The organism is Pedobacter nutrimenti, from assembly GCF_032678445.1.
Taxonomy (GTDB): Bacteria; Bacteroidota; Bacteroidia; order Sphingobacteriales; family Sphingobacteriaceae; genus Pedobacter; species Pedobacter nutrimenti_A.
Genome location: NZ_JAVTSQ010000004.1, coordinates 237123 through 259833 on the forward strand (window position 1 = coordinate 237123; position 22711 = coordinate 259833).

A 22711-nucleotide genomic window follows, 5' to 3' on the forward strand; every position below is an offset into this window, starting at 1 on the left:
TGACAAGCTCGTGATTAGAAATTTCCCCTAGTTATGCTTGTTTGTTGATTTCACTAAGAAGACAAATGACAGCTTCAATAATTGCTGAGCTATAGGAATCCGGCCATTGTTGGGAATAGCCCTGAAATGCAGGATGTTTATAAACGGCTGGACCGGTTTTCTTCCTCTGATACTACAGGACTGATTCTAGGCGAAACGGGAACAGAAAAGGAGTTAATTGCCAATGCAATCCATAATGAATCTTGAATCGGTGCATTTTGAGAAAAATTTGATTTACCTTAAGTGAATTCTTCAAATTTTCCGCAGGTAGTCAATTAAGATAAATGATTCTTGTAATTCGCCTTTTAAGAAAATGTAAACATTTATTTAATATGTGAAACGGGGACAATTTGGGGATAAAATGGTATATTTAGGAATAGAATTTTAAAAAAAATAAAAGGAAGAATCGGCTCAAATAACCCTGAGGCCATATTTTTATTTGGCTGTCAAAAGTTTTAGAAGATTATTTTTTCGTCGGACATCGTTACTTCGTGTATTAGAGTTGTTTTTATTAAACGGGGACAAAACTGGGATATTTTTTTTATTAACTAAAAAGAAAATCATGTCAAACTTCACACATTCTGAACCCTATATTTACAGCAAAGATAAGAAAGCCACTAAAAAAGTGGTGTATCAGATATTCACTATAGCAAAAGCAGTCATTTAGGCACAGTACTATGCTTTCTCAATCTGATTTTACCATCAAAGATTAATAAAACTATGCAGGATGACTGCTATCAGCAAGTTGTTGAAAACCCGGCCTTATTTGAAGAAAAAAATGACTTTTTGAAATTATGCACTTTAAATGCTTATGATAGCATCATAATATCACGTGAGATTGTTGACATCAGCGAATACAATTTCTTAAAAGTCTTTGAAGAAAAATTTCTAGGAAGAACCAGCAAACTGGCTCGGGTGATTTACAACTTACTTCTAATTTTATTGTTTTGGGGCCTATACAAGGTCTTAATTAAGTACCCTAACATTCAAGAAGCAGTTGGTGATTTTGGTTTAATTGTCGGACTTGCTGGGGTAAGTGCGGCAAATTTTCTAAGTTCAGTCTGTAAAAAGATCGAAATAGTTATTCGAAAGCTATTAGGCTATCGATAGAATCATGACCTGAGCAGGTGCATCAGTAAGTTCGCAGTCTGACCATTAATTAATTAATTAACTTTGGTTACAACCAATTATACCGGAATCACTATATTATAGGGTGCAAGCTAAGCTAAACGGAAATAAAAGAGGAAAGGAATCTAAGCCAAAAGATGAATTTCCACTGAAGGGAATTCTTAAAAGCCCTTGCTGTGGCAGAAACTTAACCGCCGGATGGAGTACGGAAAGGTTAAAAAAATATATGTATTACCGTTGTTGAGATCACTCCAACGTAAATATATCTGGTATGGAGTTGCACGAAAAATTCGAGGAGTTGTTGCGGCATATAAGCTTTACCCAAGCCTTTGTAGATGAAATTGTGGAGTTGGTTTCAGGGAAAGTAAAAGAGATCCTTAAATCAAACGAAAATAGGCTAAAAGTGCTTAGGCAACAATTACAGGGGGTAGAAGTAATGATAGCCAATGTAGAAGAAAAACTTTTTTCTGATGTGATTAATGATGATACCTACAAAAGGAACATGCAAAAATTTAGAGGGGAGCAGGGTAAATTGAATGATGAAATTGAAAGTCTGAATAGCATGGCCGATAACATTCAGCAGGATTTATTGGTATTACCATATATGTTGAACTTGCATCAAGTCTATGTGGATGCGCCACTAGGACAGAAGCATGCGATGATTAGAGAGGTGTTCAAAGATAATCTCACATATAAAAATGGGATGTTTAGAACACCTTCGATTAATCCAGATTTAAAATGTAACTTGTTGTTGTTAAAGCAAATAGGGTTGCTCGATATCGAGCAACCCTATGAGTTTGAGAATAGATTCTCCTACTGCGGAGAGTGGGGGATTCGAACCCGCGGACCTGTAACAGTCAACAGTTTTCAAGACTGCCGCAATCGACCACTCTGCCAACTCTCCGGCGCAAAAGTACAAATACCGTCTGATTTTACAAATTATGATATTAATTTTTTAACGTAAAATTGATAACTAGTTAAAACAGAGTTAGAAAAATTTTATTCTATAGCCGTTTTTAGTCTGTAGAAGAGGTTTTTTTGAACAAATTAAAGTTTGGCCGGATGATCTTGACGCTTCTTTTGGACAGATCAATGCTTGCATTGAGTTCAAAACCCATCAGTAGAATGAAGGAATTTAGATAGAGCCAGATCATAATCACAATTAAAGTACCTATGGAACCATAGACTTTATTGTAAGAACCGAAATGGTTAATGTAAAAAGAGAAACCCCAAATGGTAAGAAAGGCGAGTATGGTGGCCAGCCAGGAGCCGGCACTGAAAAGGCGCCATTTCTTGGCGTGGGCAGGTCCGTAACGATACAGGATGGAAATGGTGACAAAATATAAAATACCCAAAAGCGCCCACCTGGTAAGTTGGATCAGGTAATACATAAAGTTGCCTTTGATATGCAGGCCGCTTTTGATATAGTTCAGGGCAATCTCGCCAATGGTCATTGCACCAATGCAGATAATGATAGAAATAAAAATTACCAGGGTAAGCACAAAGGCAATCAGTCTTCTTTTTAACCAGCTCCTGGTTTCCATAATAAGGGATGATTTGTTAAAAGCGATCATCAGGTTGTGCACGCCGTTGGTGGCGAAGTATACAGAGACTATAAAACCGAAGGAAAGTAATTTTCCATTCTGCTTCTTAATGATCTCGGTTAAAGTTGTTTCAAAGGCATCAAAAGCTTTATGGGGTAGGATCAGTTCAATTAATGACATGAGTTGGTCCTGGAAGCCGTTGGGCAGGAAAGGAATCAGCGTAAACAAGAAGATGATGCCGGGAAATATAGCCAGCATAAAATTATAAGCCAGGGAAGAGGCTTTATTGACTAAAGCCTCTTTTTGTATTTCCTTTAAAAAAAAAGAAGCAACAGTATAAAGTGGGATAGGGCTAAACCCAGGAAGTATATAAACTTTGGTCCATTCAATAAACAAGGCATAAAGCCTTATTTTTAATAAATGCCGGTGTACCCATTCCATTAATTAAAGTTAATATTTCATCATGATCTTACCAATGTACAAAATACATCAGAGATCTGCTCTTGTTGGCTTGCGTTATTACGAAACTATCTGAATATGTTACGTTTGTTTAATGCGTCTCTATACTTCTTCGCATTAATTTCGTGCTGCTCTTTGGTTACCGCGAAATTGTGATAACCGGAGAAATCATCTTTGGCGCACATATATAGGTAATCATTATTTTCTTTGTTTAGCACGGCATCGATGGCATTAATGCTTGGCATCATCACTGGTCCCGGAGGTAATCCGGCATATTTATAGGTGTTGTATTTTGAATCTACTCTTAACAGGGCGCCTGTTACTCTTTTTACTGTAAAATCACCATTGGCAAAGATTACCGTAGGGTCGGCCTGCAGAAGGATTCCTTTGTTTAACCTGTTGATGTATAATCCGGCTATGATGGGCATTTCTTTGTCAAAAATGGCTTCTCCGTCTACAATAGAGGCAAGGATAGTGACCTGGATTGGGGTCATTTTTAGAGCTTCTGCTTTCTTCTTACGTTCAGGATTCCAAAACTTAACGTATTCCTTTTGCATTTTGTCGAAAAACTCAACTGGAGCGGTGTTCCAATACATATCGTAGGTGTTTGGGATAAACATCGTATAGATATTGTCTGTATTGAATCCATATTTTTCAACCAGGGCAGCAGAATCCAGTACATGGATAAAGGCCAGGGAATCTGACTCGAGGTTTTTGGCAAGGTAGCCTGCAAATTCTTCTTTGCGGCGTATGTTTTGGAATTTTAGTTTAACAGGGTCCTGGTTTCCCGATTTAATTTTATTGATCAGGCTCCTGTTGTTCATTCCTTTTGATAATTTATAGCGGCCGGGTTTAATGCGGTCTGTCAAATCCATCTTTGCCGCGGCCTCGCTGAAAGAGTTCAGGTCTGTCAAAATATCTTTTTTCTTGATCTCTGCTACAAGGTTTTCCAGGTTGTCGCCCGTTCTGATGTATAGAAACTTTTCTTTTTCTGTAACGTTAGGGGCGAAGTATACTTTGTAGAATTTTAAGCCAAAAAATCCACCTACTATTATTAAAATTAAAACTACGGCTAAAATAATTTTGGTTTTCGCGGTAGCATTCGTTTTCTCGCTGGTCATATATATTATAAAATGGAGTTCTAGTTTTGTTTATTGGATAGGGTAATGTTTATTGGTGTGCCGATTTTTACTTTGGTTAAGGTATCTGAAAGTATTGGTGTCTGCATCACAATTACGGCATTTGCACTGTCTGTAATGGTGCCTTCGTAGGTGATATTGCCCAGCATAAGCATAGCGCCTTTGAGGGAGAACCTGGCTTCGTCTTTGGTTAAACCCAGGAGGTTGGGAATGTCTACTTCTTCGTTACCTCTGCCATCGCCTAATACCAGGTCTATTCTTGATCCTTTTGGTAAAATATCTCCTGCTTTTAAAGGTCTTCCTCCAAAATTGGCTTGCAATACCACATCTCTGGCCACATCAGCTTTATACGTTGTATCACCAATTTTCAAGCCAAAGCTTTCTAGTGTAGGCTGAACTTCCCGCAGGGATTTGGATTCGATATCCGGGAATTTAACATTAGGGGCCTGGGCGGTATTGATGGTAAGGTAAATGGTCCGGTTGTCTTTAACAAAAGTGTTAGCGTCGGGATCCTGATCGATTACGATTCCCGGAGGTTTATCCATAATGTATACGGAATCTACTTCATAACGCAGTCCAAGGCCTTCCAGTTTACTCACTGCCTGGTTAAAGGAAAGCCCTTTTAAAGCAGGAACATTTAAGCCTTGTCCGTGTTTGGTGTAATATCTTAAGCTGAAGAATGCAATAAATAGAATAGCAACTACTGTGAAAATAGCAGCAATAAGGTTGTTTCTAAAGGATTTTGTTTTTAGATAGGTAATGAACTTGCTCATTGAGTTTTCTTATGTTCGAATGTATTTGTTCCAAAAATAGACTAAAAAAATATTTTATCGGAATTTAAATAACATCTGCATGAACTAATTTATATTTTTGGGTGTCATCTTTAAGCTTTCTGGATTAACTCCAGGACTTTAGGTAAAACGACATAAATGCCGATAAATTGGACGTTGTGGAAGAAATACCTGTGGGTGACTAAGATTTAAAAGAACGATATGAAGAAAATAATAGCATTGCTTACAGGAGGCACTACCGGAGAATGGGTGGTGTCTGTTAAAAGTGCAGCAACAATAGCTCAAAACCTCGATCCAGATAAATTTGAGGTGTATAAGATTATGCTTACCCAGCAGGGCTGGTTTTATGAGCCTGCCGATTCGGTGAAGATAGAAGTGGACCGTAATGATTTTTCTGTGAACATTAAGGGACGGAAAGTGAAATTTGATGGCGTTTTTATTGCGATACATGGATCTCCAGGTGAAGATGGAAAATTACAGGGCTATTTTGATATGCTGGGCTTGCCTTATACGACTTGTGATGCACTGACATCGGCCATTACGATGAATAAAGGCTATACGAAGGCTATTGTTCAAGGTATTGATTCGCTTCATGTGGCCAAGTCTGCGCAGATATTTAAGAATGGTCCGTATCAGCTTGACCAGATTAAGAAAGATCTGGTGCTTCCCTATTTTGTAAAACCGAATAATGGGGGAAGCAGCATTGGTATGAGTAAGGTAACCAATCAGTATGATTTGAAGGATGCATTGGACAAGGCATTTCAGGAAGATTCCCAGATTTTGATTGAAGAGTTTATTGCGGGCAGGGAGTTTACGGTTGGTGTTGTAAAGTTAGATGGAAAAATTACCGTTCTTCCGGTTACGGAAGTGGAAACAGCTAAAGAGTTTTTTGATTTTGAAGCAAAATATACGCCTGGTGTAGCCAAGGAAACTACTCCTGCACCGATCAGAGCGGAGACACGACTGCGTGTGGAAAAAATTGCGGCAGATGTGTATCAGAAGTTGAATTGCAGGGGGGTTGTCCGTATTGATTTTATCCTTAAGGGAGATGAAAGTGATTTCTATTTTATTGAGATCAATACGATTCCAGGTCAAACGGCGACCAGTTTTATACCGCAACAGGTTGCTGCTGCAGGAATGAAGCTGAATGATTTTTATACCAAACTGATTAGGGAAACAATTGGTTGAGGTTTGGTTCTTTATAAAAAAGGCCTTCTATAGTTTTACATAGAAGGCCTTTTTATTGGGCTGGGATTTATACTTTGACCGTTTTCCACTTGCCTCGTTTAAACAAAACGAAACTGGCCAGGGCTATTCCGGTTTCTGCTACTGGAATTGCGATAAAAACGCCTGTTGGCCCAAGTTCAAAATGCTTCGCTAAAACGAAGGCCAGGGGGATCTGAAATAACCAGAACCCGAAAAAGTTGATCCAGGTTGGTGTCCAGGTATCGCCAGCTCCGTTGAAGGTGCTCATGAGTACCATTCCTATACCATAAAATAGATACCCGATGCTCAGGATGTGCAGGGCGTGTATGGCAACGTCCTGAATGAGTGGGTCGTTGGTGAAAAAGTCGACAAAGAATTGCGCGCCTGCAAAAGTGAGGATCATCACTGAACCCATATATATCATACTGTATTTTATGGTTTTTAAAACGGATTGTTGTGCCCTTTGTACTTCTTTTGCACCCAGATTCTGGCCTACAAGTGTTGCAGCAGCATTACTCATTCCCCAGGCCGGGAGCATAAAGAACATCATGAGCCTTAATGCAGTTTGGTATCCGGCCGAGCCGTGGTCTCCTCCGGTAGTAGCCACCAGCTGCGCCAGAAAGATCCAGCTACAGGATGCGATTACAAACTGGAAGATACCAGGGGTTGCTATTTTTAACAGTGCCTTTATTTGTTCCCAATGTGGTTTGAAATAAGAAAGCTTGATTTTAAGGGCACTTTTTCCTCCGGTTAAATGGTAGATCTGGTACAATACGCCAATCCCACGGCCAATAGTAGTGGCCATAGCTGCCCCGGTAAGCCCGAAGGCAGGAACAGGGCCCAGGCCATTGATCAGGATAGGGCAAAGGACAATGTTGGAAAGGTTGGCCAGCCATAAACTTTTCATGGCTATTGCTGCATTTCCGGCTCCTCTGAAAATTCCGTTGATCAGGAACAAGAGCATAATGACTATACTACCGCTCATCATGATTTGCATAAAGGGGGTTCCTTGTCTGGCGGTTTCTGCTGATGCCCCCATGAAAAGTAGCAGGTCTGTAGCAAAGATAAATCCAGCTATGCTAATGGCAATGTTCAGGGCTATGGCGATAATCAGGGCCTGCATACCTGCCTTTGCTGCAGCTGCAGGATCTTTTTCTCCAATTCTCCTGGCTACAACTGCTGTGGCGGCCATACTCATTCCGATGGCCAGCGAATAAATAATAGTGAGTACAGATTCTGTAAGACCAACGGTTTGTATGGCGTGGCTGCTGTTGTGCAGGTGGCCTACAAAATAAAGGTCTACCAGTGCAAAAATGGATTCCATGGCCATTTCCAGCATCATGGGGATGGCCAGTAGAAGGAGGGCTCTTCTGATGCTTCCCTGGGTATAATCTAATTCTTCGCCCTTAAGAGCTTGTTTTAAAAGTGTAAATATTCTGAATAGCTTGCCTTGGGCAGCTGTTTGATGTTCTGGCATAAAAATAAGTAAGATGGATTAAACGCTATAGGTTTTGATCATTTCTTCGCTGACTTTACAGCCTCTGCCAGTACTGATGTCAATCATAACATAGTCGAACCAGCCATCGGAAGCGATCTTTTTGGTGCGTTTGTTCTCTATTTCGAATTGTACCCGGCAGCCTTTTTCGTTGATGGTTAAAATTCCGGTACGGATGGCGATCACATCTCCCAGGATTAAAGGACGTTTGAAATCTACATAAGCTGTTTTTACTACCCAGCCATAACCACTCTTGAGAAAGTCTTCCATGGGCATTTTGTAGAATTTTTCCATTTGTTCGTACCTTGCGGCCAGTACATAATCAAAATACTTGCTGTTGTGCACGTGGTTAAACATATCGATGTCATCGGGTCTCACTTTCAGTTCGCTTTCAAATATGCTGTAGCCGGTCTTTTCCATGAAAAATCTTTTTTGCAAAAGTAACAGAAATGAATGAGTTATTATTGCTTATCATCAAAACTTACACTATCTTTGCATCCAATTAATTAATTTATAAACACTTTAGTATCATTCAAGAAATGTATTTAAGTAAAGAAAAGAAAGCCGAAATCTTTAAACAACACGGCGAAGTAGAAACCAATACTGGTTCTGCAGAAGGTCAGGTAGCGTTATTTACGTATCGTATTGCGCATTTAACAGAGCACTTAAAGAAAAACCGTAAGGATTTTTCTACTCAGCTGGCTCTTCAAAAACTGGTAGGTAAACGCCGTGGTATTTTGGCATATCTATTCAAAAAAGATATTGGTCGCTATCGTGCTATCATCAAGGCTTTACAGCTTAGAGATATCATCAAATAAAAGTACTTATATCATTAAAAGCCATTCTGTAGGGATGGCTTTTTTACTTTAAAAATAAAATAACCACATAAATCCGGTGTGTAGAAAGAGGAAAACACACCACAACAAGTTTTAAATGAATGTAATAAAAAAATCGTTCGATCTGGGTGACGGAAGAACAATTGAAATCGAAACAGGAAAGTTAGCTAAACAGGCAGATGGTTCTGTCGTTGTCAGAATGGGCGACACCATGTTATTGGCCACTGTAGTTTCTACAGTAGGTGCTAAGGCAGGTGTTGATTTTCTACCTTTATCAGTAGATTATCAGGAGAAGTATGCTGCTGCAGGACGTATTCCTGGCGGTTTCTTACGTCGCGAAGCAAGATTATCAGATTACGAGGTATTGATCTCTCGTTTGGTAGACCGTGCTTTGCGTCCAATGTTCCCTGAAGATTACCACTCTGATACCCAGGTGATGATCACGTTGATCTCGTCTGATAAAAATATAATGCCAGATTGTTTGGCTGGTTTGGCAGCTTCTGCTGCTATCGCAGTTTCAGATATTCCTTTTAACGGACCAATCTCGGAAGTGCGTGTAGCTAAAGTTGATGGCAAATTGGTGATTAACCCTTATGTGAGTGATTTAGAGCGTGCAACTTTAGAATTCCTGGTTGCAGGAACTGAAAAAGACATCGTGATGGTTGAAGGTGAATGTGATGAGATCTCTGAAACTGAAATGGTTGAAGCGATTGAATTTGCACACAAAGCAATCATTATCCAGGTTCAGGCGCAAAAAGAATTGGCCGAACTGGTAGGCAAAACTGTAAAACGTACGTATTCTCATGAAGACAGCAACCCTGAATTAAAAGAGAAAGTATATGCTGCAACTTACGATCAGGTTTATGCTGTAGCCAAAAGCCAAACTTCTAAAGGTGAACGCAGTGAGAAATTTGCTTCTATCCTAGCAGATTTTGTAGCTACTTTAGGAGAAGAGGTAGATGATGTAACCAACTTCCTTGCTAAAAAATATTTCCATGATGTACAATATGATGCGATCAGGAATTTAGTATTGGATGAAGGTATGCGTTTAGACGGACGTGATGTACGTACAGTACGTCCTATCTGGAGTGAAGTTGGTTATTTGCCTTCTGCTCACGGTTCTGCAGTATTTACACGTGGTGAAACTCAATCTTTAACTACAGTAACTCTGGGGTCTAAAGATGATGAGCAAATGATTGATGGCGCTTTCATCAATGGTTACAACAAATTTCTGTTGCACTATAACTTCCCTGGTTTCTCTACTGGTGAGGTTCGTCCGAACAGAGGTGCTGGCCGTCGTGAGATTGGACACGGTAACCTTGCAATGCGTTCATTAAAGAAAGTATTACCTGGACTGGAAGAAAATCCATATACAATCCGTATTGTTTCTGATATTCTGGAATCTAATGGTTCATCATCTATGGCAACAGTTTGTGCGGGTACACTTGCACTGATGGATGCCGGTATTAAAATCAAAGCTCCTGTATCAGGTATTGCTATGGGATTGATCACTGATGAGAAAACTGGTAAATATGCCATCCTTTCAGATATCTTAGGAGATGAGGATCACTTAGGAGATATGGACTTTAAAGTAACTGGTACTGAAAAAGGTATTGTTGCTTGTCAAATGGACTTAAAGATCAATGGTTTGAAATGGGAAGTGTTAACTGCTGCCTTACAACAAGCTAATGAAGCCCGTTTGCATATCCTGAATGAAATGAAGAAAACTATTGAGCAGCCTCGTGAAGATTACAAAGATCACGCGCCTCGTATTGTTTCTTTAACTATTGATAAAGAATTTATTGGAGCTGTAATTGGCCCAGGTGGTAAAATCATCCAGGAAATGCAGAGAGAAACCGGTGCTACGATCTCTATTGAAGAGGTTGGAAACAAAGGTATCGTAGAGATCTTTGCTGATAATAAAGCTGCTATTGATGCTGCTGTTGGCCGTATCAATGCCATTGCTGCTAAACCAGAAATTGGTGCTACTTACGAAGGTAAGGTGAAATCAATTATGCCATTTGGTGCTTTCGTGGAAATTATGCCAGGAAAAGATGGTTTACTGCACATTTCTGAGATTGACTGGACACGTTTAGAAACGATGGACGGTGTATTTAAAGAAGGTGATAAAGTAACGGTTAAGTTATTGGATGTAGACAAACAAGGTAAAATGAAGCTTTCCAGAAAAGCTTTAATGCCTCGTCCACCAAAACCAGAGACTACAGAAAACAAACCTGCTTAGTCTTTTGTTGAAATAATCTTTTAAAACCCTGCTTTTTGCAGGGTTTTTTGGTTTAAAACAGGTTTTGATTATCTTTACCTTCATGAACCATTTAATAGCACCTTCTTTACTTGCTGCAGATTTTGGTAATCTTCAGCGGGATATAGAAATGATCAACGCCAGCGAAGCCGACTGGTTTCATGTAGATGTAATGGATGGCGTTTTCGTGCCAAATATCTCTTTTGGTTTTCCGGTTATGGAGGCAATTAAAAAGCATGCGAAGAAACCTTTGGATGTGCATTTGATGATTGTTAACCCGGATCAGTATATTGAGCGTTTTGCAGAAGCGGGTGCTTCAAATATTACCGTACATTACGAGGCTTGTGTACATTTACATCGTACCATTCAGTCAATTCATCTGGCTGGTTGTAAAGCAGGCGTGGCGATCAATCCGCATACGCCTGTTGGTTTGCTGAAAGAGGTTCTTCCGGATCTTGACCTGGTTTTGGTCATGTCGGTTAACCCAGGCTTTGGCGGGCAGAAATTTATTCCAAATACATTGAATAAATTGAGGGAATTACGGGCTATGGCTTTAACTTTAAATCCCGAATTGATTATTGAGGTAGATGGAGGAGTGGGTGCGCATAATCTGGCCAGCCTGGCAGAGGCGGGCGCAAATGCTTTTGTGGCCGGAAATGCAGTGTTTGCTGCAGACTCGCCTGAACAAATGATTTCTGAATTAAAAAACATCAGAACAGACAGCGTTCAGGCTTAAAAGACGATTATTTCTATAGAATAAAGGCTATTTGCCTTTAAATGGGCGTTCCTGCGCCATAATGTGGTTATTTTTAGAGGTTTCGGTTAAAAAAAATGAACTTAAAGTTTGAGTTTTTCAACCAATTACTGATATAAAACTATTACATTTACCGTCAATAAAATTAGTATAAAACATGAGACATAATTTTGGCGCAGGCCCCTGTATTTTACCTCAGGAAGTATTTAAGCAAGCATCCAGGGCGGTTTTAGATTTTAAAGACGGCCTATCAATTTTGGAAATCTCACACCGTACACCTGAATTTGAAGGTGTGGTGGAAGAGGCCGAAAGATTAGTTAAGGAATTGTTAAATGTACCAGAAGGTTATTCGGTTTTGTTTTTGCAGGGAGGTGCCAGTTTGCAGTTTGCAATGGTTCCAATGAACTTGCTTCCAGACGGTAAAACCGCCAGTTACCTGGATTCGGGCGTTTGGGCAAACAAAGCAATTAAAGAAGTATCTACTTTTGGTAAGGCGAATGTTGTGGCTTCTTCGAAAGATGCCAATTATACTTTCATTCCTAAAGACTTCGCTATTCCTGAGGACAGTGCTTATTTCCACTGTACTTCGAACAATACGATCTATGGTACTGAAATGTTTTTCCTGCCGGAAACTAAGGTTCCTGTAGTTTGTGATATGTCTTCAGACATCATGAGCCGAGTAATTGATGTATCTAAATATGATCTGATCTATGCAGGTGCACAAAAAAATATTGGTCCTGCGGGTTTGACTGTTGTGATTGTAAAAGATGAAATTCTGGGCAAATCAGGCAGAAAGATCCCATCTATGTTAGATTTTAAAGTTCATATTGAAGGTGGATCTATGTACAATACACCGCCGGTATTTTCTATATATGTAGCGATGCTTAATCTGAGATGGTTAAAGTCTAAAGGTGGTGTTGCTGAAATTGAAAAAGAAAACATTGCTAAAGCGAATGCTTTATATACTGAAATTGACAGGAATCCATTATTTAAAGGAACTTGTGCTGTTGAGGATCGTTCCAGAATGAATGTTTGTTTTGTAATGAACAATCCTGAGCTGGAAAAACCTTTCCTGAAATTTGCAGAAGAGAATGGTATTGAAGGTATCAAAGGGCACAGAAGTGTTGGTGGTTTCAGGGCGTCTATGTATAACGCTTTGCCAATTACCAGCGTACATACTTTAATTGAATTAATGCAAGTATTTGCAGAAAAACACCAATAAATAGATTAATGACAAAGATATTAGCGAACGACGGGATTGATCCTGTTGGTAAATCATTATTAGAACAGGCAGGTTTTGTAGTAGATACAGAAACAGTGCCTCAGGATAAACTTATAGAAGCCCTTCAGTATTATGATGGTTTAACTGTAAGGAGTGCGACTAAAGTCCGTAAGGATGTTATTGATCAGTGTCCAAATCTAAAGTTAATTGGACGTGGTGGAGTTGGTATGGATAATATTGATGTTGAATATGCCAGAAGTAAAGGCATTGCGGTTGTGAATACACCGGCAGCTTCTTCATTATCTGTTGCTGAACTTGTTTTTGCACACCTGTTTACAGGAATCAGATTTTTGCAGGATTCTAACAGAAAAATGCCTGTTGAAGGTGGCACGAATTTCAACAACCTGAAAAAGGCTTATGCTAAAGGAATAGAACTTAAAGGGAAAACTTTAGGGGTGATTGGTTTTGGCCGCATTGGAAGGGAAACTGCTGCAATTGGTTTGAGACTGGGAATGAACGTGGTGGCTTATGATCTGTATCCGTTTAGCGGAAATATTTCATTGAGTTTTCAGGGAGGTATTTCGGTTGATATTCCTGTTCAGACGGTTTCACTGGAAGAAGTGATCAGTCAAAGTGATTTCATCAGTTTGCATACTCCATTTGCTGACCGACCAATTTTAGGAGAAGAGGAATTTAGCAAAATGAAAAAAGGTGTAGGAATTGTGAACTGCTCAAGAGGCGGAACTATTGATGAAACTGCTTTAATTGCAGCTTTAGACAGTGGTAAAGTAGCCTTTGCAGGACTGGACGTTTTTGATAACGAACCAACTCCTCAGCAGGCAATTTTGCAGCACCCTAAAATCTCTCTTACCCCGCATATTGGTGCTTCGACAAATGAAGCGCAGGAGCGGATAGGTACAGAGCTTGCTACTTTAATCATAGAGCACTTTAATAAATAAGTTTAAACGCATAAAGGAGTCATTTACAGACTCCTTTATGCGTTATTGATCGTCACATGCCAAATATAAAGCCGTTTAATGCATTGATTCCTGCAGTTGATCTACAGGAACAAGTGGTCACACGTCCGCTTGAAAATTACAGCACCGGGGAAGCTAAGCTGATTGCGTCTGAAAATGACTGCAGCTTTTTACATCTGATTAATCCTGAACTGGAAAATCCTTATCTGCGGGGGACCCGGCAGGAATTAATTTTTAAAAAGATTGGTGAAAACCTGGATGTGTTCTTGGAAAGAAAAGTGCTGGTTAGACAGGGAGAGCCAGCGATATTCGTCTATCGCACAACTCATGATGGGCTTGTACAGACAGGAATCTGGACATTAACTCATATTAATGATTATCTGGAAGGTAAGATCAAAAAACATGAGCATACTGTAGAACGCCGGGAAAGATTGCTTGCAGATTATCTTCAGCAAACGGGGCTGGATGCCAATCCTGTCCTGATTACTTATTATCCGGATGCTGTTGTAGATACCGTGATTTCGAAAACAATACAGCAAAAACCGATTCTCGATTTCACTTTCGCGGATAGAACGGTGCATCAGGTTTGGGCTATAACGGATCAGACGGATCTTGAAGCGCTGGTGTCTGCCTTTGCTCAAATCCCTGCGGTGTATATTGCAGACGGCCATCACCGGATTGCCTCTATGGCAAAGATGGGGCTTCATAAAAAAGCATTAAATCAGCATAAGCATACAGGTACCGAAATGTACAATTACTTTACTTCAGTATACATGAATACTAATGAGGTTAAGGTTTTGGAATTTAACCGTATGGTTAGGGATTTGGGTAACTTAACGGAAGCTGAGCTTCTGGAAAAAATCGCGCTTTCTTTCGTCGTGGAGAAATCTGAAGTATTGGTTAAGCCACAAAGCTTACATGAAATTGGCATGTATGTACATCAGCAGTGGTATCGTCTTAAACCTAAAAAAGGGATTTACAGAGAAGATGATGCGGTGGAGCTTCTGGATGTTAGTATTTTGCAGGATCATATCCTGGAGCCTGTTTTGGGGATACACGATCCAAGGACAGATGCAAGGATCACCTTCGAAGGGGGGAGAATTCCTATTTCAGATTTGCAAAAGCAAGTAGATAATGGCTTGTTTGCACTTGCTTTTACGTTGTTTCCAACCTCTGTAGAGCAATTAATTAATGTGGCTGATGCAAATGGTGTCATGCCGCCTAAATCTACGTGGGTAGAGCCTAAATTCCTTGTCGGTTTAATTACGAATTGCTTTAATCTTCCTTAGTAGGATATAGGCCATTCCTGCACATATGATGACAAGCAGTCCGCCAATGTAATAGAATATGTTCTGCCTTAATACTTGTTTCTGGAGTTGCACTTTTAATTCATAATTTCTGTCCTGGAGTTTTTTTATGGCCAGCATATATTTCTGAATGCGCTCATTGTTGATGGCGGCTGTATTTTGTACCTGTTGTACCTGCACGTCTTTATAGTCCATAAGTACTTTGAGCTCTCTGAATATGTTGTTGTCGTTCAAAGCGATTTCTCTTAAGATCTCATTGGAGTTTTTGATGTCGTCTTTGGTCTGAAATCCGAAGATACCCGTTCTTGCCGTGAGGCTTTGTTCGTATTGTCCAAACTTGGCGCTTCTTTGCATGAGCAGCGCATTTATTTTAATGCGTTGCAGCTGGTATGCCGCACTGTCAGTCTGGGCAAAAGTTTGTGCCGAAAGGGCGATAAGGAACAGTAAAAGTGCCTGTTTAATCATTTTTTTCATTGTTTAATAATTAAGCAAATTTGATGCCTTAGCTTATTTTCTGGAATTTTGTCAGATCAGGGATGGAATTCGACCCTTAAGATATCGCCCAGGTGCAGGCCCAGCAAACCGCTTGCTTTTCCCTTGTTTATAGCGATTTCCAGGTGGTTACTGATGCCAAACAGGCACAACTTTTCACCTTCGGGTACTTCATTGTAATGCCAGCTGAGCTGGGTAATGGTTTCACTTTTTCTGAAATACAAAGTGAAGTCGCGGTTGCGCTGTACTTTGGTGAATAGATCTTTGGTAATGTTTGTGATAACGTTGCAGAAGGTGTCAATATAAATGACACTTCCTCTGATGATATCTCTTTCTATAACAGGGTGCAGGAGCATCCTTTCTTCTATGTTTTCTGTAGGAACGCCAATGTCTTTAAGCTTACCACCTTTAGCCAGATGGATCGCAGCTTTAACGAAAATATCTACGAGTGGAAAGTGTAGATATTTGAGATCCTGCATAATATTGAGCTCTACAAGTTCTTCAGGTTTTTCATCAAACAGTAAAGAGAAAATACCATTATCTGCGCCTACAAAATAATGATCTCTGAATTTCATGGCCACGTATTTTGTGTTTTCACTGAAAACAGAATCAATTCCAACCAGGTGTACAGTGCCTTTTGGAAAGTAGGGATAGGCGTTCTTTAGAACGAATGCGGCGTAAGAAATATTGAAAGAAGGAACATCATGGGTAATATCAACAATATTGGCAGTAGGCAAGATCGTCAGGATACTGCCTTTTAAGGCAGCCTGATAGAAATCTTTAGAACCTAAATCTGTTGTTAAAGTGATAATAGCCATTAAAAATTGAATATTTATTCTTAATCTTGCGTAAGCGGCAAATCGCGTACAAATATTCAATTTTTATATCAAAATATACACCTCAATCTAAAAAACAATATTTTGAACGAATTAAAACTAACACTAGAATCGGTAGATCCGGCACAACTTTGGGGAACCAACAACGAGCATTATGAAATATTAAAGCATGCTTTCCCAAAGCTTAAAATTGTAGCCAGAGGCAATGAAGTTAAGGTATTGGGTGATGAGCAGGAGCTGGGGGTCTTTGAATCTAAGTTTAATTTGCTGGTAGCCCACCTTGAAAAGTACAGTTCTTTGAACCCGAATGAAGTAGAATCTGTATTGTCTGTAAAAGCTAAGGCAGGAGCCGTGGAACCGGTAGCTGAAAAAGTAATTTCAGGTGGCGGAGGAGAGGTGATTGTTTTTGGCACCAACGGATTGATGGTAAAGGCCAGAACGGCCAACCAGCGCCGTATGGTAGATAGCATTGTAAAGAATGATGTGTTGTTTGCCATTGGACCAGCCGGAACCGGAAAAACTTATACTGCAGTGGCTTTAGCGGTACGGGCTTTAAAGAATAAAGAAATTAAGAGGATTATATTAACCAGGCCAGCTGTTGAGGCAGGGGAGAACCTGGGGTTTTTACCGGGGGATCTGAAAGAGAAGGTTGATCCTTATCTGCGTCCTTTGTATGATGCCCTGGATGATATGATTCCTGCTGAAAAATTAAAATTGTATCTGGAGAACAGGACAATAGAAATTGCTCCGCTTGCTTTTATGCGGGGAAGAACGTTAGACAATTGTTTTGTGATTCTTGATGAAGCGCAAAATGCAACGGATCTGCAGTTGAAAATGTTTTTGACCCGTATGGGACCAAGTGCAAAATTTATAGTAACCGGAGATGTTACTCAGGTGGATCTTCCAAAAAAGCAGATGTCTGGCTTACACAATGCCTTGAGGATTTTGGATGATATTCCTGGAATAGAGATCATTTACTTAACCGGCGAAGATGTAGTGAGACATAAATTAGTAAAACGAATCCTTAAAGCCTACGGCGATATTCAATAATTAATAACATATGCGATTTGCATAACCATGAAAGCAATAAAAGAAACAAAATTTAATTTTCCAAAGCAAACCAGCTTCTATAAAGGTAAGGTGAGAGATGTGTATACCATAGACGAACGTTTTATGGCAATGGTGGTTACAGACAGGATCTCTGCATTTGATGTGGTATTGCCTGAAGCGATTCCTTTTAAAGGGCAGGTCTTAAATCAGATCGCTGCTAAGTTTTTATCTGGAACAAAAGATATTGTACCTAACTGGGTCGTTGAAGTTCCGGATGAGATGGTTACTGTGGGAAGGATCTGTGAGCCGTTTAAAGTGGAGATGGTGATCAGAGGATACCTTGCCGGACATGCCTGGAGAGAATATAGTGCAGGAAAAAGAAGTGTGTGCGGTGTTTCTTTGCCCGAAGGTTTGAAAGAAAACGACAAACTGCCTGAACCGATTATTACACCAACTACAAAGGCGTCTGTTGGGCATGATGAAGATATTTCCAGAGAAGATATTCTTTCTAAAGGAATTGTGTCTATTACTGATTATGATGCTTTGGAGAATTACACCAGGGCTTTATATCAGCGGGGAACGGAAATGGCTGCAGAACGCGGATTAATCCTGGTGGATACGAAGTATGAGTTTGGTAAAGTTGGAGACACCATCTATTTAATTGATGAGATCCATACACCAGATTCCTCGCGTTATTTCTATGCTGATGGTTATCAGGAAAGACAAAATAGCGGAGAGGCTCAAAAACAGCTTTCTAAGGAGTTTGTTAGAAGGTGGCTGATTGAAAATGGTTTCCAGGGAAAAGACGGACAGTCTGTGCCAGAAATGACACCTGCAATTGTGGAGTCGATCTCTGAGCGTTATATCGAGTTGTACGAACAAATCACCGGAGATAAATTTGTGAAAAACGAGGCTGAAAACGTAGTTGTAAGGATTGAGCAGAATGTTTCTGCTTGCATAGAACGGCTTCTGGGTTAATTTCGGATTTTCAGGTAATAGATTAATATTAAGTAGATTAGAAACAAATACGAATAAAAATATTATTTTCGTATCATATAAAAACCAATACTATGAAGTTTTCGATAGATAAACATGAAAAGTATGTCGTTATTTCATTAAATGAAGTAAAATTCAGTAATGAGATAACGCCAAAGTTGAAGTCTGAGTTTATTTTATTGAACGCAGAAGGATATTGCAATATTGTGCTGGACTTGTCCATGGTTGAAGAGTGTACAGATTGCCAGGATTTAAGTAGTTTACTGGTGGGAGACAGGCTTTGCAAAAATGCAAACGGCTTGTTTATTGTAACGGGTATTAACCAACAGATTGCGCAGATTATAGAGATTTCAAATTTAAATCAATCGCTGAATATTGTTTCAAAACTTGATGAAGCTACAGACCTGATCTTCATGGAAGAGATAGAGAAAGAGTTATTGGGAAGTTTTGATCAGAAGGATTAATGAAGTTTGAAGTTACCATTTTAGGAAGCAGTTCTGCAACCCCTGTTTACAACCGGAATCCAACAGCACAGCTTTTAAATTGCAATGAGAAATTTTATTTAATTGATTGTGGTGAAGGTACGCAACAGCAATTGATTCGATATGGCATAAAGGCAAGTAAAATTGACTATGTGTTTATCAGTCATTTACATGGCGATCATTATTTCGGTTTAATTGGCTTGCTGTCTAGCATGCATTTGAATGGAAGGGTAAAACCTATTGTAATTTTTGGCCCTCAGCCTTTATTGGAAATTCTGGAATTGCAGTTTAAATATTCGGAAACGGTAATCCGTTATCCTATTGAATTTACTGCTGTTGAGGCTGATACCTCAGTGAAAATATTCGAAAATAATGATTTAACAGTAGAGACCATTATTTTGAATCACAGGATACCTTGTACGGGATATCAGTTTAAGCAAAAGAAAAGACTACGAAAATTAATCATTGATAAGCTTGAAGAGGATAATATTCCGCATGAGTATTTTCCTTTATTGAAAAGGGGAATTGATTTAAATTTACCTGATGGAAGGGTTTTTCTTAACAAAGATTATACCCTGGATTCTGATGCACCTAAAAGCTATTGTTATTGCTCGGATACTTTAGCAGATGGAACTTATATGGAACAGATTAAAGGCTGTACCATGTTGTATCATGAGTCTACGTTCTTGCAGGAAATGTTGGATCGGGCAAATCAAACACATCATACGACCGCTTTGCAGGCTGGTCAGATTGCTGCAGAAGCAGGGGTGGAGAAATTGCTTATTGGGCATTTTTCTTCAAGATATAAAGTACTTCAGCCACTGCTGGAAGAAGCGCTTAGTGTTTTTGAACATACAGAACTGGCTATAGAGGGAAATACTTATACGATTTAGTGTTGTTTATACCTCATAAAAAAAGGAGTGTCACACCTAGTGACACTCCTTTTTTTATGATCTTATTGTTGAAGGTTATTTGTCTTTTTTATTTCCTCCGCCAAATACAGAGAAGTGTACATAACGTTTAGGATTTTCTTTAAGGTCAATCAACAGATTGTCTAGATTTTTGGAAGCATTATTTAAATTGTCGTACATTTTGGTGTCATTGATTAACAAGCCAAGGCTACCATTGCCATTGTTAATTTTACTGACTACACCTTGAAGTTCGAGCATGGCCTTATTCGCATTGTCTACCGTTTGTTTAAAGTTAGCTGCAGCAACCTGATCTGTCACGCTGTGGAGATTGGTCATAATGGCATTGATTTGCTGGTTGTTGTTTTTAAAGTTGCTGGATATGGCTTCTACATTGGCCAGAATTGCAGAAATTCTTGATCCTTCGGATCCCACCAGGTTATCTACTTTTTTAGAGGTGTTTTCCAGAGAGCCTAAAGTAGCTGCAATGCTATTGAAACTTTTATTGACATTCTTTTGGAAGTCTGGGTTCATGATTGCATTTACGCTTGTTAAAATGGAGTCCATTTTATTAATAATAAGTTCGGCCTTTTTTTGTACTGGTTGTACGGCCTCCATCAAATTCTTTTCTACATTGGCATTTAAGGTATCTCCATCTTTAGCGTAAATTTTTCCGTTTCCAAGTGCCATTACGATAGCTTTGCTTCCCAAAAGATCTGTGCTTTCCAAACGGGCAATACTGTTTGTAGGGATTTCATATTTACCTTTAATCTTTAGTGTTGCCAGGATTGATCCATCAGGCTGGAGTTGTAATTTATCTACCCGGCCAATCTGGTAACCATTGATCAGAACTGGTTTAGACACATTAAGCCCATCAACACGTGAATATCTCGCATAAAGAACAGTTTCATTAGAAAATATTGCATTCCCCTTTAGGAAATTGTAGCCGATAATGAGTAAGGCTATGGAAAAGGCAGCCAGTATGCCTACTTTGGTTTCGTTTGCTATCTTCACGTATGTATTGTTTACTTAATTTAATTCGTTTTCTTTCTTATAAGTTTTAACAGCATTGAATATGGAATGTACAATTTCTGCCTGTCCTTTCGCCGAATTCATATAACGTTCCTCTTCCGGGTTGCTTATAAAACCAATTTCTGTCAAAACCGCCGGCATGCCGCATCTTTGTAAAATCAAAATACCCTGCTCTTTTATTCCTCTGCTTAGTCTATGGTCAACTTTGGAATAATTGTGCTGGATCAATTTGGCCAGTTCCATACTTTTATCCCTGAACTTATTTTTAAACAAAGATAATATAATAAATGTTTCGGGATCACCGGGATCATATCCATCATAATTTTGTTTATAGTTCTTTTCAAGCTTAATATCGGCATTTTCCCGGATCGCCACATCTTGTTCATTGATCCGGTGCATACCTGCCACAAAGGTTTCTGTTCCTCTGGTTGATGTATTTTTAGATGATTTGTATATGGGCACTTTTTTTCCACGTTTCTTGCTGTACCCTGTAATGACACGATGATCTGGCATTGAATTGCAGTGGATAGAAATAAAGATATCGGCCTTGGCGTCATTTGCAATTTCAGCCCTTTTATAGAAGTCTACATCTACATCTTTCTTTCTGGTGTAGAGTACTTTTACTCCAGGCATATCTTCTTCAAATTTTTTCCCCAATTTTAAGGCGACTTCTAAAGCGATATCCTTCTCATAAGAAATGGCACCTCTGGCACCAGGCTTGCGGCCACCATGACCGGCATCAATCACGATGGTCCTAACTTTATAATGACTTTGAGAAAAAGCAACAGAGGTATAGATAAGTGATACTAAAAGAACTATAGATGTCTTTACGCGTTGGCTCATTTCTAATTTGCTTTTTTTAATTGATGAGTGAATTAACGCTCAACAGAAGCCTTATAATTTTGTATTGCCTTTAACAGACAATTGGTAATTTCAATCTGGCCAGCTTCTGAATTCATATAATCTTCTTCAGTTGGGTTACTGATAAAACCAATTTCGGTCAGAATTGCAGGCATCCCGGCGCGTGCTAAAACGGCAAGGCTCTTTTCTTGTACACCACGGTCTATACGTCCCACATTAATATATTGATCCTGGACCATTTTTGCGAGTTTAAGACTTTGGGTACGATATGCATTTTTCATCAGGGATAGAATGATGTAGTTCTCTGGATTGTTCGGATCAAAACCTTCATAGTTTTCTTTATAGTTATCCTCTAACAATATGGCTTCGTTCTCCCTTTTGATCACTTCGTCCTGTTCGTTCATTCGTCCCATACCTGAAACGAAGGTTTCTGTACCTCGTGTTGAGGTGCTTTTTCTGCTTACTGTTTCTGTGATCGGAATCTTCTTGCCCCTTTTTCCTTTTCTATAACCAGTAACTACACTAGATCTGTATACCGGCATGTCGTTGCAATGTATGGAAATGAAAAGGTCGGCCTTAACTTTATTGGCAAGGCCAATTCTATCATATAGCGGAATAAAGACATCTTCAGATCTGGTATAGACCACTTTAACATCTGGTAAGCTTTGCTCTATCGCTTTTCCAAGCCGTAAAGCAGTTTTTAAAGCTACATCTTTCTCTGTGGAATAAAGACCTCTCGTACTCCCGTCTTTACCTCCGTGACCTGCATCGATAACGATAGTTTTTATTTTATAATCTTGCGTAAAGGCTTGATAGCCAGTTGATGTGATGATAAATATAGAAATAAATGCGATCAATATTACATTTGGTCTAACCAATGCTATATTTTTCATTAAT

The 22711-nt window shown here is 39.3% G+C and carries 23 protein-coding genes and 1 tRNA gene; 13 read left to right on the forward strand and 11 right to left on the reverse strand.

Translation table 11 applies throughout. The features are described 5' to 3' along the window. Positions 1–81 precede the first annotated feature (81 nt). Positions 82–246 carry a sigma 54-interacting transcriptional regulator gene (locus tag R2S08_RS28870; RefSeq protein ID WP_410479517.1) on the forward strand — a complete coding sequence of 55 codons (165 nt, stop codon included), beginning with the start codon at positions 82–84 and terminating at the stop codon, positions 244–246. Between the two features lie 513 nt (positions 247–759). Next, positions 760–1149: a hypothetical protein gene (locus R2S08_RS08535; protein ID WP_316834764.1), complete on the forward strand. Its 390-nt coding sequence runs from the start codon at positions 760–762 to the stop codon at positions 1147–1149. Between the two features lie 837 nt (positions 1150–1986). Here R2S08_RS08535 and R2S08_RS08540 read toward each other — a convergent pair. The 4 genes from R2S08_RS08540 to R2S08_RS08555 form a co-directional block, all read right to left on the reverse strand. Continuing rightward, positions 1987–2071, reverse strand: a tRNA-Ser gene (locus R2S08_RS08540). 112 nt (positions 2072–2183) lie between these two features. Then, a complete protein-coding gene (locus tag R2S08_RS08545) occupies positions 2184–3152 on the reverse strand; it encodes a YihY/virulence factor BrkB family protein (protein WP_316834765.1) in 969 nt (322 codons plus the stop codon). 86 nt (positions 3153–3238) lie between these two features. Continuing rightward, positions 3239–4291, reverse strand: coding sequence for an endolytic transglycosylase MltG (gene mltG / locus R2S08_RS08550; RefSeq protein ID WP_316834766.1), 1053 nt, complete (start codon positions 4289–4291; stop codon positions 3239–3241). Positions 4292–4311: 20 nt separating this feature from the next. Further along, positions 4312–5082: a PASTA domain-containing protein gene (locus tag R2S08_RS08555; RefSeq protein WP_133779815.1), complete on the reverse strand. Its 771-nt coding sequence runs from the start codon at positions 5080–5082 to the stop codon at positions 4312–4314. Between the two features lie 219 nt (positions 5083–5301). Here R2S08_RS08555 and R2S08_RS08560 point away from each other — a divergent pair, with 219 nt between their 5' ends. Then, complete coding sequence (locus tag R2S08_RS08560) at positions 5302–6288, forward strand: D-alanine--D-alanine ligase (protein ID WP_316834767.1); 987 nt, start codon at positions 5302–5304, stop codon at positions 6286–6288. Positions 6289–6355: 67 nt separating this feature from the next. Here the strand turns inward: R2S08_RS08560 and R2S08_RS08565 are convergent, their stop codons facing one another. Next, a complete protein-coding gene (locus tag R2S08_RS08565) occupies positions 6356–7783 on the reverse strand; it encodes an MATE family efflux transporter (RefSeq protein ID WP_316834768.1) in 1428 nt (475 codons plus the stop codon). Positions 7784–7801: 18 nt separating this feature from the next. Then, complete coding sequence (locus R2S08_RS08570; protein ID WP_133779812.1) at positions 7802–8221, reverse strand: acyl-CoA thioesterase; 420 nt, start codon at positions 8219–8221, stop codon at positions 7802–7804. A gap of 119 nt (positions 8222–8340) precedes the next feature. On the opposite strand from R2S08_RS08570, the gene rpsO reads away from it, so the two are divergent. From rpsO to R2S08_RS08600, 6 genes are all read left to right on the forward strand, one after another. Next, positions 8341–8619 (forward strand): 30S ribosomal protein S15, encoded by a 279-nt coding sequence (rpsO, locus tag R2S08_RS08575; protein ID WP_108554609.1) that lies wholly within the window; start codon positions 8341–8343, stop codon positions 8617–8619. Positions 8620–8734: 115 nt separating this feature from the next. Further along, positions 8735–10879: a polyribonucleotide nucleotidyltransferase gene (gene pnp, locus R2S08_RS08580; protein ID WP_316834770.1), complete on the forward strand. Its 2145-nt coding sequence runs from the start codon at positions 8735–8737 to the stop codon at positions 10877–10879. A gap of 82 nt (positions 10880–10961) precedes the next feature. Further along, positions 10962–11633 (forward strand): ribulose-phosphate 3-epimerase, encoded by a 672-nt coding sequence (rpe, locus tag R2S08_RS08585; protein ID WP_316834771.1) that lies wholly within the window; start codon positions 10962–10964, stop codon positions 11631–11633. A 175-nt stretch (positions 11634–11808) separates the two neighbouring features. Then, entirely contained in the window at positions 11809–12873 is a 1065-nt protein-coding gene (serC, locus tag R2S08_RS08590) for a 3-phosphoserine/phosphohydroxythreonine transaminase (RefSeq protein ID WP_316834772.1), read from the forward strand. A gap of 8 nt (positions 12874–12881) precedes the next feature. Then, positions 12882–13832 carry a D-2-hydroxyacid dehydrogenase gene (locus R2S08_RS08595; protein WP_316834773.1) on the forward strand — a complete coding sequence of 317 codons (951 nt, stop codon included), beginning with the start codon at positions 12882–12884 and terminating at the stop codon, positions 13830–13832. 56 nt (positions 13833–13888) lie between these two features. Beyond that, positions 13889–15139 carry a DUF1015 domain-containing protein gene (locus R2S08_RS08600; protein ID WP_316834774.1) on the forward strand — a complete coding sequence of 417 codons (1251 nt, stop codon included), beginning with the start codon at positions 13889–13891 and terminating at the stop codon, positions 15137–15139. Here R2S08_RS08600 and R2S08_RS08605 read toward each other — a convergent pair. Further along, the gene (locus R2S08_RS08605) at positions 15110–15631 is read right to left on the reverse strand and encodes a hypothetical protein (protein ID WP_316834775.1); all 522 of its coding nucleotides are present in this window, start codon (positions 15629–15631) and stop codon (positions 15110–15112) included. The genes R2S08_RS08600 and R2S08_RS08605 overlap by 30 nt on opposite strands. Before the next feature lie 56 nt (positions 15632–15687). Next, positions 15688–16467, reverse strand: a complete 780-nt coding sequence (locus R2S08_RS08610) for an S-adenosyl-l-methionine hydroxide adenosyltransferase family protein (RefSeq protein WP_108553142.1) — start codon at positions 16465–16467, stop codon at positions 15688–15690. 102 nt (positions 16468–16569) lie between these two features. Here R2S08_RS08610 and R2S08_RS08615 point away from each other — a divergent pair, with 102 nt between their 5' ends. The 4 genes from R2S08_RS08615 to R2S08_RS08630 all read left to right on the forward strand — a co-directional run bounded on the left by R2S08_RS08615 (position 16570) and on the right by R2S08_RS08630 (position 19906). After that, positions 16570–17535: a PhoH family protein gene (locus R2S08_RS08615; protein WP_316834776.1), complete on the forward strand. Its 966-nt coding sequence runs from the start codon at positions 16570–16572 to the stop codon at positions 17533–17535. A 27-nt stretch (positions 17536–17562) separates the two neighbouring features. Further along, positions 17563–18513, forward strand: coding sequence for a phosphoribosylaminoimidazolesuccinocarboxamide synthase (locus tag R2S08_RS08620; RefSeq protein ID WP_316834778.1), 951 nt, complete (start codon positions 17563–17565; stop codon positions 18511–18513). 92 nt (positions 18514–18605) lie between these two features. Next, the gene (locus tag R2S08_RS08625) at positions 18606–18995 is read left to right on the forward strand and encodes an STAS domain-containing protein (protein WP_316834779.1); all 390 of its coding nucleotides are present in this window, start codon (positions 18606–18608) and stop codon (positions 18993–18995) included. Continuing rightward, on the forward strand, positions 18995–19906 hold the full coding sequence (locus R2S08_RS08630; RefSeq protein ID WP_316834780.1) for a ribonuclease Z: 912 nt from the start codon (positions 18995–18997) through the stop codon (positions 19904–19906). The genes R2S08_RS08625 and R2S08_RS08630 overlap by 1 nt, the downstream gene beginning before the upstream one ends. Before the next feature lie 75 nt (positions 19907–19981). Here the strand turns inward: R2S08_RS08630 and R2S08_RS08635 are convergent, their stop codons facing one another. The 3 genes from R2S08_RS08635 to R2S08_RS08645 are packed head-to-tail and all read right to left on the reverse strand — an operon-like array spanning position 19982 to position 22707. Then, positions 19982–20935, reverse strand: coding sequence for an MlaD family protein (locus tag R2S08_RS08635; RefSeq protein WP_133779801.1), 954 nt, complete (start codon positions 20933–20935; stop codon positions 19982–19984). Between the two features lie 15 nt (positions 20936–20950). Beyond that, complete coding sequence (locus tag R2S08_RS08640; protein ID WP_316834781.1) at positions 20951–21796, reverse strand: N-acetylmuramoyl-L-alanine amidase; 846 nt, start codon at positions 21794–21796, stop codon at positions 20951–20953. Positions 21797–21828: 32 nt separating this feature from the next. Then, positions 21829–22707, reverse strand: a complete 879-nt coding sequence (locus tag R2S08_RS08645; RefSeq protein WP_410479518.1) for an N-acetylmuramoyl-L-alanine amidase family protein — start codon at positions 22705–22707, stop codon at positions 21829–21831. Between the last annotated feature and the right edge of the window lie 4 nt (positions 22708–22711).

Excerpts from the sequence above, each read along its gene's own strand:
- R2S08_RS08565 (WP_316834768.1), bottom strand. The coding sequence starts at position 7,783 with ATGCCAGAACATCAAACAGCTGCCCAAGGCAAGCTATTCAGAATATTT.
- R2S08_RS08610 (WP_108553142.1), bottom strand. The coding sequence starts at position 16,467 with ATGGCTATTATCACTTTAACAACAGATTTAGGTTCTAAAGATTTCTAT.
- R2S08_RS08535 (WP_316834764.1), top strand. The coding sequence starts at position 760 with ATGCAGGATGACTGCTATCAGCAAGTTGTTGAAAACCCGGCCTTATTT.
- mltG (WP_316834766.1), bottom strand. The coding sequence starts at position 4,291 with ATGACCAGCGAGAAAACGAATGCTACCGCGAAAACCAAAATTATTTTA.
- R2S08_RS08625 (WP_316834779.1), top strand. The coding sequence starts at position 18,606 with ATGAAGTTTTCGATAGATAAACATGAAAAGTATGTCGTTATTTCATTA.
- R2S08_RS08595 (WP_316834773.1), top strand. The coding sequence starts at position 12,882 with ATGACAAAGATATTAGCGAACGACGGGATTGATCCTGTTGGTAAATCA.
- R2S08_RS08600 (WP_316834774.1), top strand. The coding sequence starts at position 13,889 with ATGCCAAATATAAAGCCGTTTAATGCATTGATTCCTGCAGTTGATCTA.
- R2S08_RS08555 (WP_133779815.1), bottom strand. The coding sequence starts at position 5,082 with ATGAGCAAGTTCATTACCTATCTAAAAACAAAATCCTTTAGAAACAAC.
- R2S08_RS08545 (WP_316834765.1), bottom strand. The coding sequence starts at position 3,152 with ATGGAATGGGTACACCGGCATTTATTAAAAATAAGGCTTTATGCCTTG.
- serC (WP_316834772.1), top strand. The coding sequence starts at position 11,809 with ATGAGACATAATTTTGGCGCAGGCCCCTGTATTTTACCTCAGGAAGTA.
- R2S08_RS08620 (WP_316834778.1), top strand. The coding sequence starts at position 17,563 with ATGAAAGCAATAAAAGAAACAAAATTTAATTTTCCAAAGCAAACCAGC.
- R2S08_RS08640 (WP_316834781.1), bottom strand. The coding sequence starts at position 21,796 with ATGAGCCAACGCGTAAAGACATCTATAGTTCTTTTAGTATCACTTATC.
- R2S08_RS08560 (WP_316834767.1), top strand. The coding sequence starts at position 5,302 with ATGAAGAAAATAATAGCATTGCTTACAGGAGGCACTACCGGAGAATGG.
- R2S08_RS08645 (WP_410479518.1), bottom strand. The coding sequence starts at position 22,707 with ATGAAAAATATAGCATTGGTTAGACCAAATGTAATATTGATCGCATTT.
- rpe (WP_316834771.1), top strand. The coding sequence starts at position 10,962 with ATGAACCATTTAATAGCACCTTCTTTACTTGCTGCAGATTTTGGTAAT.
- R2S08_RS08570 (WP_133779812.1), bottom strand. The coding sequence starts at position 8,221 with ATGGAAAAGACCGGCTACAGCATATTTGAAAGCGAACTGAAAGTGAGA.
- pnp (WP_316834770.1), top strand. The coding sequence starts at position 8,735 with ATGAATGTAATAAAAAAATCGTTCGATCTGGGTGACGGAAGAACAATT.
- R2S08_RS08630 (WP_316834780.1), top strand. The coding sequence starts at position 18,995 with ATGAAGTTTGAAGTTACCATTTTAGGAAGCAGTTCTGCAACCCCTGTT.
- rpsO (WP_108554609.1), top strand. The coding sequence starts at position 8,341 with ATGTATTTAAGTAAAGAAAAGAAAGCCGAAATCTTTAAACAACACGGC.
- R2S08_RS08605 (WP_316834775.1), bottom strand. The coding sequence starts at position 15,631 with ATGAAAAAAATGATTAAACAGGCACTTTTACTGTTCCTTATCGCCCTT.